Below are 12,685 nucleotides of genomic sequence, written 5' to 3' on the forward strand. Positions count from 1 at the left end.
ATTCAGGTGACGCGCAGAGGGCGCGGAGCCTGAACTCGCCGATTATTCCGGACGAAGGATCAGAGCCATGCGAACCCAACCGACCTTCCTTAACCTGGTGCTGTTGAGCGGTGAACCCTGTCAGAAACTGCAGGCGGCGCGTGACGCCGGTTTCGATCAGGTGGAGATCTGGCGCGAAGATGTTGAGGCGCACAGCGGTGGCGCGGCAGCGCTGGCGGAGATCGCCGCCCGCCAGGGGCCAGGCTTTACCAATCTTCAGGTGCTGCGTGATTTCAGCGGCGCACCGGGTGAGCTGCGCGCGCAGAAGCGCGAAGAGCTGCGGCAGTTTATTCAGATGGCTCAGGCGCTGGGCTGCGACACCATTCAGGCCCCGGCCACGACCCGCGAGGATTGCTGCGCCGATCAGATCGATGACGACCTGCGCTGGATGGCGTCGGAAGCCGCGCGTCACAACATGCGCATCATGTATGAACCCATGGCCTGGTGCAGCGTGGATAACACACTGCCGCTGGCGTGGCAGCGACTGCAGCGGCTCGATCAGCCCAATATCGGGCTGGTGGTCGATCTCTTTCATATCTGCGCGCGGGGCGGTGATGCATCACAGCTCGATGGTATTCCCGCCGATCGCATCTATGAAGTGCAACTCTGCGATATGGCCGCCGTTCCCGCACAGGATAAGCAGAGCCTGATGGCGATGGCGAAGCACCAGCGTCTGCTGCCTGGTGAAGGGATTATCGACGTTGAACGCTTCGTGGATAAGCTGAAAAGCGCGGGCTATCAGGGGCCGGTGGGCATTGAGGTCTTTAACGATGCGCTGAAACGCCTGCCGCCCGGCGATGCCGCCAGCCGGGCCTGGCAGGCGTTAACCCGCTGCTGGGGCTAATCCTGTAAGCACTGCGCGATAAACGCGGCGGCGTGCATCGCGCCCTGCGCGGAGATGGTGTGGCCGGTCGCGGGTTCAAAACGTGCTTCAACCGGCACTGCGGCGGCCCGGAGCCGGGCGGCGGCAGATTCGCTCTCCTGCCACGGGATCACCTCATCGGCCTGACCGTGGATCAGCAGCGCAGGCAGATGAGCCTGCGGCGTCAGTTCGCCATCAACCGCCAGACGGCCGGAAAAGGCGACCACGCCCGCCAGCGGATAACGGCCGGAGGCCAGCGCATCCAGCGCCATGATCGACCCCTGTGAGAAACCCACCAGCACCACATCCTGCCAGCGGTCGGCAAAGCCGTGCTGCGCCATCACCCTGCTGAGCGTCGCGTCAAACGCCGCCCGTGCCGCTCGTACGCGGCCCGGCCGGTTCGCCGGCGTCACGTCCGTCAGGCTGAACCACTGATAACCCAGGCCGACGGGAAAAGGTTCCGGGGCATCGGGCGAGGCAAACACCACATCCGGCAACAGCGTCGCCCAGTGACGGCCAATCGGCGCCAGATCGTCGCCGTTGCTGCCCACGCCATGCAGAAAAATCACCAGTGCCTTTGCCATCGTTGCTCCTTTAAAAACCGTATTCGCTCAGATCGGGGCCGGCCGGAACAATCCCGTTCGGATTCAGCGCCTTGATCGAATAGTAACCCTGTTTGATATGGTCCATATTGACCGTTTCGCGTATGCCAGAGACCGACAGCATGCTCTTAAGATAGCGATTCAGCAGCGTATAGTCGCGTATCCGGCGCAGGTTGCATTTGAACAGGCCATGATAGGCCGCGTCAAAGCGGATCAGGGTGACGAACAGCCGGATATCGGTTTCCGTCAGCCGCTCACCCAGCAGGAAGGTGCGACCATCGCCCAGCAGGGCTTCCAGTTCATCGAGCTGGCTGAAGACGTCACTGAACGCCGCCTGATAGCTCACCGGCGTGGTGGCGAAGCCCGCGCGGTAAACGCCATTGTTGAGGCGCGGATAGAGGCTCTCGTTCAGCGCATCAATCTCCGCACGCAGCGCCGCCGGATAGAGGTCGATACGGTTGTCGGCCAGATCGCCAAAGCCGCTGTTAAACATGCGCACAATGTCCGCCGATTCGTTGCTGACGATGGTGCCGGTTTTCTTGTCCCACAAGACCGGCACGGTGGCGCGGCCCGTGTAATCAGGCGCAACCCGGGTGTAGATCTCGTGCAGGTACTGCGCGTTGTTCAGCGGATCGGCCTGTGCGCCAGGGTAGTGACCGAAGCGCCAGCCCTGTGCGCCGAGCTGTGGCTCAACAACCGTAACGCTAATCAGCGACGCCAGTCCTTTAAGTTGACGGGCGATCAGGGCGCGTGACGCCCACGGGCAGATCAGCGCCACATAGAGATGGTAGCGGTCGGGTTCGGCAGCAAACGCCGTGGAGCCATCGCTGCTGATAAAATGCCGGAAACCGGACGTCTGACGAACAAAACCGCCCTGTTTATCGGTGGCCTGCACCGGATGCCAGTCACTACTCCATTTGCCCTCTACTAACATCGTGCGACTCCTCTGTGATTTGAACCGCAGCTTAACTGATGACTAAACGGCTGATAATCCGGTCACAAAGACAATCATTTATTCCATTATGGAAGAAATCACGCGGGCGGATGGCGGGTAAAGTGGGTAACCAGGAAGTCGATGAGGAGGCGCGCCCGATGGGCCAGATGGCGGGCGGGCGGATAGACCGCAAACAGGCCCAGCGGCGGGGTATCGAAGTTCTCCAGCACGCGGACAATCTCCCCGCGCTGCAGCGCAGGGGCCGCGATAAAGCCGGGCAGGCGCGCAATCCCCAGACCCGCTACCGCCGCCTGCAGGCAGGCTTCGGTGTTGGCGAAGCGCAGACGGCCCCGGACCGGCACCGTGACGATCTCATGGTTGTCCTCGCCGCCGCTGAACGGCCAGTGCCAGGGATCGCGAAAATTGGTGTCGATAACGCACTGGTGCTGCGCCATGTCGCGCCAGTGCTGCGGGGTGCCGAACTGCTCAAGGTAGACCGGTGAGGCGGCGATGCGCACATGCACCTCGCCCAGCTTACGGGCCACCAGGCTGCTGTCGCTGAGGTTGCCGATCCGGATCGCCATATCGAAGCCCTCATCGACGATGTTGACCGCCCGATCGGAAAAGCTGACATCCAGTTCAATCAGCGGATAGCGTCGCGCAAAGGCGACCAGCACCTGAGAGAGTACCGCCGTGCCGAAGGAGCCGGGTGCGCTGATCTTCAGCCTGCCGGTGGGGGTGGTGGCGCTTTCGCGCACGCTGGCATCCAGCGTCTCAAAGGCGTCCAGCAGGTGTTTTACCCGCTCATAGTAGCTGCGGCCGACATCGGTCGGCGACAGGGCGCGCGTGCTGCGCTTGAACAGCTGCACACCGAGCTGCTGCTCCAGCTTTGAAACCAGCTTGGAGGCCTGACTGCTGCTGGTGCCGAGACGAAGCGCCGCCGCCGAAAAGCTGCCGGTTTCCAGCACCGTGACAAACATCCGGTCACAATCGAGTCGATCCATGGCAAAGCCCTGCAAAGGTAAAGTCGCAGTATAGAGGCTGTCTGCAGGGGATGCAGCCTTCACTTTGTGTGCCTTAACCCTTTCGCCGGGGCGGAAAACCTGCTTGACTGACGCTCTGCCCGACGCTGTCTGGAGTATTTCATGTCGCTGATTCACCTGACGTCACTGGCAGCCATCCCGGCCGCCGAGTGGGATGCGCTGTTGCCCGATGACCAGCCCTTTTTGCGCCACGCCTTTCTGCTTACCTTAGAGCAGAGCGGCAGCGTCCGGCCTGAGTCAGGCTGGCAGCCCGATCATCTGCTGTGGCAGGAAAAGGGCGTGACCCGCGCCGCGCTGCCGGGCTACCAGAAATACCATTCACAGGGTGAGTATGTCTTCGATCACGCCTGGGCGGATGCCAGCCAGCGCGCCGGTATCCGCTACTATCCGAAATGGCTGGGGGCGATCCCCTTCAGTCCGGTCTGCGGCGCGCGCCTGCTGGGGGATCCCGCAGCCGCCGCGCAGCTGCTGTCGGCTCTGCCGGCAAGCCTGCTGCAGCATGGCCTGAGCGGGGCGCATATCAACTTCACCGATGCACAGGCTGATCGGCTGCTGGCCAGCCAGCCCGACTGGCTGTCACGGCTCGGTTGTCAGTATCACTGGCACAATCGCGGCTATCGCGACTTTCAGGATTTCCTGGATACGCTGATGTCACGCAAGCGCAAACAGCTGCGAAAAGAGCGCGAACAGGTGGCGCAGAGCGGTTTTGTGTTTGACCGCTATCGCGGTGACCAGCTGCGCGAAGAACAGTGGGATTTTGTCTACACCTGCTACGCCAACACCTATGCGGTGCGCGGTCAGCGGCCCTATCTGACGCGCGACTTTTTCAGCCTGCTGGCGGAGCGGATGCCGCAGAATATCGTGGTGGTGATCGCCCGTTTACAGCAGCAACCGGCGGCGATGGCCTTTTACCTGCGGGACGGTCAGACGCTTTACGGTCGCTACTGGGGCTGCCTGGCGGAGTTTGACCGGCTGCACTTCGAAACCTGTTTCTATCAGGGAATGGAACTGGCGATTGAGGAGGGGCTGACGCGGTTCGATGCGGGTGCGCAGGGGGAACACAAGCTGGTGCGCGGCTTTGAGCCGCAGATCACCCACTCCTGGCACTATCTGCTGCATCCCGGCCTGCGTGATGCCGTCGCTGATTTTCTGGTGCAGGAGCGGGAAGGCGTGCGGGGCTGGGCGGAAGAAGCCCGCGACGCCTTGCCCTATCGACGCGGCGATTAATCGACGCCGACAAATCCTCCGGTCTGATGCTGCCAGAGCCGGGCATAGAGGCCGTTTTTCGCCAGCAGCTCGTGATGGCTGCCCATCTCGGCAATACCGCCTTTATCCAGCACCACCAGCCGATCCATCTTCGCGATGGTGGAGAGGCGGTGCGCAATGGCGATCACGGTTTTGCCCTGCATGAGCGACTCCAGGCTCTCCTGAATGGCCGCTTCCACCTCGGAGTCGAGCGCTGAGGTGGCTTCATCCATGATCAGAACCGGCGCATCCTTCAGCAGCACACGGGCTATCGCCACGCGCTGACGCTGACCACCCGAGAGCTTCACGCCGCGTTCGCCGACGTGTGCATCCAGCCCGGTGCGGCCCTGCGCGTCGGAGAGCAGCGGAATAAACTCATCGGCGCGGGCGCGTTTCATCGCCAGCTGCAGCGCCTCGTCGCTGGCGTCGGGACGCCCGTAGAGCAGATTTTCACGGATGGAGCGGTGCAGGAGCGACGTGTCCTGGGTGACCATGCCAATCTGACTGCGCAGGCTCTCCTGCGTCACGGAGGCGATGTCCTGATCGTCGATCACAATCCGCCCGCTGTTCAGGTCATAGAGCCGCAGCAGCAGGTTAACCAGCGTCGATTTCCCGGCGCCCGACGGACCGATCAGACCGATCTTCTCGCCGGGCTTGATGTCGAGGTTAAACCCGTCGATCACCTGACGGCCGCCGCCATAATCGAAGCGCACATCCTCAAAGCGGATATTGCCGCGCGTCACCTTAAGCTGCGTCGCCTGCGGCGCATCCTGCACGCTCAGCGGCTGCGCGATGGTCTCCAGCCCATCCTGCACCATGCCGATATTCTCGAAGATGCCGTTGACCACCCACATAATCCAGCCGGACATGTTGACCAGGCGGATCACCAGACCGGTCGCCAGCGCAATCGCACCGACACTGATTAACGACTGGCTCCACAGCCAGAGCGCCAGCCCGGAGGTAGAGACGATCAGCAGCCCGTTCAGGGCCGACAGCGTCAGATCCATGCTGGTGACCATGCGGCTGGCGTGCTGGGTTTTATCGGTCTGCTCCTGAATCGCCTGACGGGCATACTGACGTTCCAGATCGCTGTGCGCAAACAGTTTGATGGTGGCGATATTGGTGTAGCCATCCACGATCGTCCCCATCAGCTTCGAACGGGCCTCTGAGGAGACCACCGAGCGCGCCTTGACGCGCGGCACAAAGAAGCGCAGCGAGGCGCTGTAGGCGACCATCCACAGAATCAGCGGGATCATCAGCCGCCAGTCGGCACCGGCAAAGAGGACCAGCGAGGTGACGGCGTAGATCAGGACATGCCAGATGGCGTCGACCAGCTGCACCGCCGAGTCGCGCAGTGAATTGCCGGTCTGCATAATGCGCTGCGCAATGCGCCCGGCAAAGTCGCTCTGGAAGAAGTTGAGGCTCTGGCGCAGCACGTAGTTGTGATGCTGCCAGCGGATCATGCTGGTCATGCCGGGGCTGATGCTCTGATGAACCAGCATGTCATGCAGGCCAATAAACAGCGGCCGCAGGATCAGCGCCACCGCCGCCATCCAGAGCAGCAGCGGCCAGTTATCCCGGAACAGGGTGGCGGGCGTGGAGTGATTGACCATATCGATGATGCGGCTCAGATAGCTGAACAGCGACACTTCGATCAGGGCTGACGCCAGGCCCACCACCAGCAGGGCCGCAAAACTTGGCCAGACCTGCCGCAGATAGTAGAAGTAAAACGACCAGACCGTTGAAGGGGGCGAATCGGTAGGCGCGTCATGAAAAATATTGATAAAACGCTCAAAACGGCGATACAACATAGCGATACTCTTTCCGTCCGGTAAAGAGCTACAGCTTAGTGCATGAACCCTGTTGAGCTAAAAGGAGAAAATATGGAAATCACCATTCGGGCTCGGGAACCGCAGGACGCCGCGGCCTATCAACGGCTATACAGTCATCCCGATGTCTATCCCTGGACGCTGCAACTGCCGTTTCCCAGCGTAGCCACCTGGGAGAAAAAATTCGCCCGTATGGATGCCGAGGGGTTTATCGCTTTCGTTGCGGAGATCGAGGGTTCGCTGGCCGGTGAGCTGACGCTGTTTGTCGATAACAAGCCGCGCACCCGCCACTGCATCAGCTTCGGACTGGGCGTGCATCCCGAGTTTGCCGGGCGCGGCGTCGGTGAGCGCCTGATCCGCACCGCGCTCGACTATGCCCGCAACTGGCTGGGCATTACCCGCATGGAGCTGGAGGTGTTTCACGACAACGACCGGGCGCTGCGGCTCTACGAGCGGCTGGGCTTTGAGCGCGAAGGGGTGATGCGTCAGGCGGCCCTGCGCGATGGGCAGTTACGCGATGTGATCATAATGGCGAAGCTGCTGCACGAGCAGTAAGAAACGGAGCGGCGGCGCTGCCGCTCCGCATTAAACCTGTGGCATTGTTAATACGCTTTCCGAATCAGAGTCTGTTTACAACCGGTGCGCCTGCCAGGGTACGGCTGCCTGCGCTGAATTTAAGACAGGGGCAGTCCGGAAACAGCAAAGAGGATGTAACACACTGTCGCCGCAAACCACCGGAAAGAATCAACCTTCATCCCCGTAAAAATCGTGTTTTCCCCATCATCAAAGCATGCATAACCGGGATCGTTGCGATCCACGAATTTTATTTCCCTGCTTAGTTTTATGAAAAATCGCAAAAGCGGAAAAACATCAAAGAAGGGTCAATATCAGTAATTCTGCAGGGGCTGGCAAAAAAGCCGCGCGCTCCTCTGACCACATGACCGGCCACGCACTTCGCACAAAACGGCCTGAAGAAAATTTGTCCAGCTGCCGATATCACCTTACCACCCGCAGAGAGTAAGGAGTGATAGCGTGATAAAGCTGATTACTATCGATGAACTGCGTCCGGGTATGTTTATCCACAAGCTGGAAGTCTGGTGGATAAAGGACCAGCGCATTCATAATCAGATGCTGATCGCGGATCCACGACAAATCGACCAGTTACGCAATGAAGGGATCCGTCAGCTCTGGATCGATCTCGATCGATCGGTTCAGGCACCGATCGCGATCCCGAATGCCACGAAACCCGTCGCCCGGACGCCATTTTTTCAGGAGCTGGATCAGGCACAGCAGATCTTTCAGCAGGGCAAACCCAAAGTGCTGGCGATGTTCAATGAGGCCCGGCTGGGCAACAGCCTGAAGCTGGATTACATGATGGACCTGGTGGATGAGATCGCCGGGTCCATTACGCGTGAACCCTCAGCCATGCTCAGCGTGGCGCGGCTTAAAAATCATGATGACTATACCTATCTGCATTCGATGGCGGTCTGCGGTCTTATGATTGCGCTGGGTAAAAAACTGGGTCTGGAGGAGCGCGCGCTGCGCCGGGTTGGCATGGGCGGTTTGCTGCATGACGTCGGTAAAGCTGCCGTGCCGCTGGCGATCCTGAATAAAGCCGGCAAGCTGGATGAAGAGGAGCTGCGGGTAATGCGCCAGCATCCGGTGGTGGGCGCGCAGATCCTGATCGAGTGCGACGCCGACAGCGATCTGATCGATATCGCCCTGCATCATCACGAAAAGTATGATGGCAGCGGCTATCCGCACCGGCTGAAAGGCGAGGCGATTTCGCTTTACGCGCGCATGTCGGCAGTGTGTGACGTCTATGATGCCGTCACCTCGACCCGCGCCTACCGTAACGGCTGGACACCGGCAGAGGCGATGCATCAGATGCTGAGCTGGCGCGGCCACTTCGATCCGGGCCTGCTGCACACCTTTATCCGCACCATCGGCATCTATCCGGTGGGCTCACTGGTGCGTCTGGCCTCCGGCCGGGTGGCGCTGGTGGTGAAAGCGGGTGAAAAGTCGCTGATGCGTCCCTGTGTGCATGTCTTCTGGTCGCTGCACGCTCAGCGTGAGGTGAAACCGGAGGAGCTCGACCTGGGTGACAGTTTCTGCACCGACAGCATTGTGGGCGCAGAAGACAGCACGCTCTGGAGCAACGTCGACCTGAATCGTATCTGGGCGCTGGAAGTCGCCTGATTTTTCGCCATTTTTACACTATTTTTACGCCCGCCCGCTGCATTTTAACCCCTTCTTTATACGCCGCCGCGCAAGCTAAGCCATAAATCCAAACCTCTGGAGGTTCCTGTGAGCGTGGGCGTAATAACCGGCATCGTGCTGGTGGTGTTGTTACTGGGCTATCTGATCTATGCCCTGTTAAATGCGGAGGCCTTCTGATGGCGGCCAATGCTTTTTTACTCATCGCATTTTATCTGGTGCTGCTGATGGTGCTGGCGCAACCGCTGGGTCGGGGGCTGGCGTCCCTGGTGGCGGACAAACCGGTCTTTGCCCGTCTGGAAGCGCCGCTGTGGCGACTGCTGGGCGCACAACAGTCGGAGATGCGCTGGCCGCACTATCTGCTGGCGATCCTGCTGTTCAATGCGCTGGGCTTCGTGCTGCTGCTGGCTATCCTGCTGATGCAGGGCGCGCTGCCGCTGAATCCCCAGCAGCTGCCGGGCCTGAGCTGGCATCTGGCGCTGAACACCGCCGTGAGCTTCGTGACCAACACCAACTGGCAGTCCTACAGCGGCGAAAGCACCCTGAGCTATTTCAGTCAGATGGTGGGCCTGACGGTGCAGAACTTCCTCTCTGCCGCGACCGGTATCGCCGTGGCGTTTGCCCTGATCCGCGGCTTCGCGAATCGCAGTTCGGCTTCGCTGGGTAACGCCTGGCGCGACCTGACGCGCATCACGCTCTACGTCTTACTGCCCATCAGCCTGCTGATGGCGCTGTTCTTTGTCAGCCAGGGCAGCATTCAGAACTTTGCGCCCTACCATAACTTCACCACGCTGGAAGGGGTGCAGCAGACGCTGTCGATGGGGCCGGTGGCGTCGCAGGAGGCGATCAAAATGCTGGGCACCAACGGAGGAGGCTTCTTCAACGCCAACTCTGCCCATCCGTTTGAGAACCCGACTGTGCTGACTAACCTGGTGCAGATGCTCAGTATCTTCCTGATCCCGGCGGCGCTCTGCTTCGCGTTTGGCGAAAGCGTGCGTGACCGTCGTCAGGGCCACATGCTGCTCTGGGCGATGACGCTGATGTTTGTCGCGGCCGTGGCGGTGGTGATGTGGGCCGAACTGCAGGGCAATCCGCACTTCCTGCAGATGGGCGCAGACAGCGCCGCCAACATGGAAGGCAAAGAGACGCGCTTCGGCATCCTCAACAGCAGCCTGTTTGCGGTGATTACGACGGCGGCCTCCTGCGGCGCGGTGAACGCCATGCACGACTCCTTTACCGCGCTGGGCGGGATGGTGCCGATGTGGCTGATGCAGCTGGGCGAGGTGGTGTTTGGCGGGGTCGGCGCGGGCCTCTACGGCATGCTGCTGTTTGTGCTGCTGGCGGTGTTTATCGCCGGGCTGATGATTGGCCGTACGCCGGAATTCCTGGGTAAAAAAGTGGATGTGTGGGAGATGAAGATGACCGCGCTGGCGATTCTGGTCACCCCGGCGCTGGTGCTGATCGGCACTGCGCTGGCGATGATGACGGACGCCGGACGCAGCGCCATGGCGAACCCGGGCATTCACGGCTTCAGCGAGGTGCTCTACGCGGTCTCCTCGGCGGCCAATAACAACGGCAGCGCCTTTGCCGGACTGAGTGCCAACACCCCGTTCTGGAACCTGTTACTGGCCGTCTGCATGCTGCTGGGCCGTTTCGGCATCATCATTCCGGTGATGGCGATTGCCGGGGCGATGGCGGTGAAAAAAGTGCAGCCGGTGGGTAACGGCACGCTGCCGACGCACGGTCCGCTGTTTATTGCGCTGCTGATCGGCACCGTTCTGCTGGTGGGTGCACTGACCTTTATTCCTGCTCTGGCCCTCGGCCCGGTGGCTGAGCATCTGCAACTTGTTCAGGGACAATCCTCATGAGTCGTCAACAACAGGCATTATTTGACGCAGCCCTGCTGCGCACCTCGGCCTGGGATGCGGTGAAAAAGCTCGATCCGCGGGTACAGTTTCGTAACCCGGTGATGTTTGTGGTCTACCTCGGCAGCATTCTGACCTCGCTGCTGGCGCTGGCGATGCTGGCTGGCCGTGTCGGCGGCAGCGCCAGCTTTACCGGCGCGATCGCGCTCTGGCTCTGGTTTACCGTGCTGTTCGCCAACCTGGCGGAGGCGCTGGCCGAAGGGCGCAGTAAGGCCCAGGCCAGCAGCCTGAAAGGGGTAAAAAAGACCAGCTTTGCTAAAAAACTTGCGGCGGCGCGCTATGGCGCTGAGTGGCAGCAGGTGGGCGCCGATCAGCTGCGTAAAGGCGACGCGGTGCTGGTGGAAGCGGGCGACATCATCCCTTGCGACGGTGAAGTCGTGGAGGGCGGCGCCTCGGTGGATGAGAGCGCCATTACCGGGGAATCCGCGCCGGTGATCCGTGAATCGGGCGGGGACTTCGCCTCTGTCACCGGCGGGACCCGTATCCTCTCCGACTGGCTGGTGATCACCTGTAGCGCCAACCCGGGCGAAACCTTCCTTGACCGGATGATCGCGATGGTCGAGGGCGCGAAACGCCGTAAAACGCCGAACGAGATCGCCCTGACTATTCTGCTGGTCTCACTGACCATTGTGTTCCTGCTGGCAACCGTGACGCTCTGGCCATTCTCGGCCTGGGGCGGCACGCCGGTCAGCGTAACGGTGCTGGTGGCGCTGCTGGTCTGCCTGATCCCGACCACCATCGGGGGGCTGCTGTCGGCGATTGGCGTGGCGGGCATGAGCCGGATGCTGGGGGCCAATGTCATCGCCACCAGTGGCCGTGCGGTCGAAGCCGCAGGGGATGTGGATGTCCTGATGCTGGATAAAACCGGCACCATCACGCTCGGTAACCGCCAGGCGACGCAGTTTCTGCCCGCACCGGGCGTCAGCGAAGAGCAGCTGGCCGACGCCGCGCAGCTCGCCTCGCTGGCCGATGAGACGCCGGAAGGGCGCAGCATCGTGGTGCTGGCGAAACAGCAGTTTAATCTGCGCGAGCGCGATCTCAGCAGCATGGGGGCCAGCTTTATTCCGTTCTCCGCCCAGACCCGCATGAGCGGCGTTAACGTGCAGGATCGCCTGATCCGCAAGGGCGCGGTGGATGCGGTGCGTCGCCACATCGAAGCGAATCAGGGGCGTTTCCCTGCGGAGGTTAACGCTCAGGTGGAAGAGGTCGCCCGTACCGGCGGAACGCCGCTGGTGGTGGCCGAGGGCGCGAACGTGCTGGGCGTGGTGGCCCTGAAGGATATCGTGAAGGGCGGCATCAAAGAGCGTTTTGCCGAGCTGCGCAAAATGGGCATCAAAACGGTGATGATCACCGGCGATAACCCGCTGACCGCCGCCGCGATTGCCGCAGAAGCGGGCGTGGATGATTTCCTCTCGGAGGCGACGCCGGAAGCGAAGCTGGCGCTGATTCGCCAGTATCAGGCGGAAGGGCGCTTAGTGGCGATGACCGGTGACGGCACCAACGATGCGCCTGCCCTGGCGCAGGCGGATGTGGCGGTGGCGATGAACTCCGGGACGCAGGCGGCAAAAGAGGCGGGCAACATGGTTGACCTCGACTCGAACCCGACCAAGCTGCTGGAGGTGGTGCACATCGGCAAACAGATGCTGATGACGCGCGGTTCGCTGACCACCTTCAGTATCGCCAATGACGTGGCGAAATATTTCGCCATTATTCCGGCGGCGTTTGCGGCGACCTATCCGCAGCTCAACATGCTCAACGTGATGCAGCTGCACTCGCCCGCCAGCGCCATTCTGTCGGCGGTGATCTTTAACGCGCTGGTGATTGTTTTCCTGATCCCGCTGGCCCTGAAAGGCGTCAGCTATCGCCCGCTCAGCGCGGCGGCCCTGCTGCGCCGCAACCTGCTGATTTACGGTCTGGGTGGTCTGCTGGTGCCGTTCGTCGGCATCAAAGCCATCGATCTGCTGTTAGTGTTATCAGGCATGGCCTGAG

11 protein-coding genes are annotated in these 12,685 nt (G+C 61.2%); 7 read left to right on the forward strand and 4 right to left on the reverse strand.

What is annotated here, in order from left to right; translation table 11 throughout:
* The first annotated feature begins 67 nt into the window (after positions 1 to 67).
* Positions 68 to 883: a sugar phosphate isomerase/epimerase family protein gene (locus J1C59_RS01140; protein WP_128086898.1), complete on the forward strand. Its 816-nt coding sequence runs from the start codon at positions 68 to 70 to the stop codon at positions 881 to 883.
* Here the strand turns inward: J1C59_RS01140 and J1C59_RS01145 are convergent.
* The 3 genes from J1C59_RS01145 to J1C59_RS01155 form a co-directional block, all read right to left on the reverse strand.
* Positions 880 to 1,485, reverse strand: a complete 606-nt coding sequence (locus J1C59_RS01145) for an alpha/beta hydrolase (RefSeq protein ID WP_140917403.1) — start codon at positions 1,483 to 1,485, stop codon at positions 880 to 882. The two genes, J1C59_RS01140 and J1C59_RS01145, sit on opposite strands and share 4 nt — an antisense overlap.
* 10 nt (positions 1,486 to 1,495) lie before the next feature.
* Positions 1,496 to 2,437, reverse strand: a complete 942-nt coding sequence (locus tag J1C59_RS01150) for a glutathione S-transferase family protein (protein ID WP_128086398.1) — start codon at positions 2,435 to 2,437, stop codon at positions 1,496 to 1,498.
* A 98-nt stretch (positions 2,438 to 2,535) separates the two neighbouring features.
* The gene (locus J1C59_RS01155) at positions 2,536 to 3,441 is read right to left on the reverse strand and encodes a LysR family transcriptional regulator (RefSeq protein WP_140917402.1); all 906 of its coding nucleotides are present in this window, start codon (positions 3,439 to 3,441) and stop codon (positions 2,536 to 2,538) included.
* A gap of 141 nt (positions 3,442 to 3,582) precedes the next feature.
* Between J1C59_RS01155 and J1C59_RS01160 the strand changes: the two genes are divergently transcribed.
* Complete coding sequence (locus J1C59_RS01160) at positions 3,583 to 4,707, forward strand: GNAT family N-acetyltransferase (protein WP_128086399.1); 1,125 nt, start codon at positions 3,583 to 3,585, stop codon at positions 4,705 to 4,707.
* Here J1C59_RS01160 and J1C59_RS01165 read toward each other — a convergent pair.
* A complete protein-coding gene (locus J1C59_RS01165) occupies positions 4,704 to 6,536 on the reverse strand; it encodes an ABC transporter ATP-binding protein (protein ID WP_128086400.1) in 1,833 nt (610 codons plus the stop codon). The two genes, J1C59_RS01160 and J1C59_RS01165, sit on opposite strands and share 4 nt — an antisense overlap.
* 72 nt (positions 6,537 to 6,608) lie before the next feature.
* Here J1C59_RS01165 and J1C59_RS01170 point away from each other — a divergent pair, with 72 nt between their 5' ends.
* From J1C59_RS01170 to kdpB, 5 genes are all read left to right on the forward strand, one after another.
* Complete coding sequence (locus J1C59_RS01170) at positions 6,609 to 7,109, forward strand: GNAT family N-acetyltransferase (RefSeq protein ID WP_128086401.1); 501 nt, start codon at positions 6,609 to 6,611, stop codon at positions 7,107 to 7,109.
* Between the two features lie 477 nt (positions 7,110 to 7,586).
* Positions 7,587 to 8,753, forward strand: coding sequence for an HD-GYP domain-containing protein (locus J1C59_RS01175; protein ID WP_128086402.1), 1,167 nt, complete (start codon positions 7,587 to 7,589; stop codon positions 8,751 to 8,753).
* 108 nt (positions 8,754 to 8,861) lie between these two features.
* Positions 8,862 to 8,951, forward strand: a complete 90-nt coding sequence (kdpF, locus tag J1C59_RS01180) for a K(+)-transporting ATPase subunit F (protein ID WP_010253443.1) — start codon at positions 8,862 to 8,864, stop codon at positions 8,949 to 8,951.
* Positions 8,951 to 10,639 carry a potassium-transporting ATPase subunit KdpA gene (gene kdpA, locus J1C59_RS01185; protein WP_128086403.1) on the forward strand — a complete coding sequence of 563 codons (1,689 nt, stop codon included), beginning with the start codon at positions 8,951 to 8,953 and terminating at the stop codon, positions 10,637 to 10,639. The genes kdpF and kdpA overlap by 1 nt, the downstream gene beginning before the upstream one ends.
* Complete coding sequence (gene kdpB, locus J1C59_RS01190) at positions 10,636 to 12,684, forward strand: potassium-transporting ATPase subunit KdpB (protein WP_128086404.1); 2,049 nt, start codon at positions 10,636 to 10,638, stop codon at positions 12,682 to 12,684. Before kdpA ends, kdpB begins: the two co-directional genes overlap by 4 nt.
* The last annotated feature ends 1 nt before the right edge of the window (position 12,685 follow it).

This window comes from Pantoea deleyi (assembly GCF_022647325.1).
Taxonomy (GTDB): Bacteria; Pseudomonadota; Gammaproteobacteria; order Enterobacterales; family Enterobacteriaceae; genus Pantoea; species Pantoea deleyi.

Bases quoted from the DNA above. Each gene is read 5' to 3' on its own strand.
- kdpA (WP_128086403.1), top strand. From the start codon at position 8,951: ATGGCGGCCAATGCTTTTTTACTCATCGCATTTTATCTGGTGCTGCTG.
- J1C59_RS01170 (WP_128086401.1), top strand. From the start codon at position 6,609: ATGGAAATCACCATTCGGGCTCGGGAACCGCAGGACGCCGCGGCCTAT.
- J1C59_RS01155 (WP_140917402.1), bottom strand. From the start codon at position 3,441: ATGGATCGACTCGATTGTGACCGGATGTTTGTCACGGTGCTGGAAACC.
- J1C59_RS01140 (WP_128086898.1), top strand. From the start codon at position 68: ATGCGAACCCAACCGACCTTCCTTAACCTGGTGCTGTTGAGCGGTGAA.
- J1C59_RS01145 (WP_140917403.1), bottom strand. From the start codon at position 1,485: ATGGCAAAGGCACTGGTGATTTTTCTGCATGGCGTGGGCAGCAACGGC.
- J1C59_RS01150 (WP_128086398.1), bottom strand. From the start codon at position 2,437: ATGTTAGTAGAGGGCAAATGGAGTAGTGACTGGCATCCGGTGCAGGCC.
- J1C59_RS01165 (WP_128086400.1), bottom strand. From the start codon at position 6,536: ATGTTGTATCGCCGTTTTGAGCGTTTTATCAATATTTTTCATGACGCG.
- J1C59_RS01160 (WP_128086399.1), top strand. From the start codon at position 3,583: ATGTCGCTGATTCACCTGACGTCACTGGCAGCCATCCCGGCCGCCGAG.
- kdpB (WP_128086404.1), top strand. From the start codon at position 10,636: ATGAGTCGTCAACAACAGGCATTATTTGACGCAGCCCTGCTGCGCACC.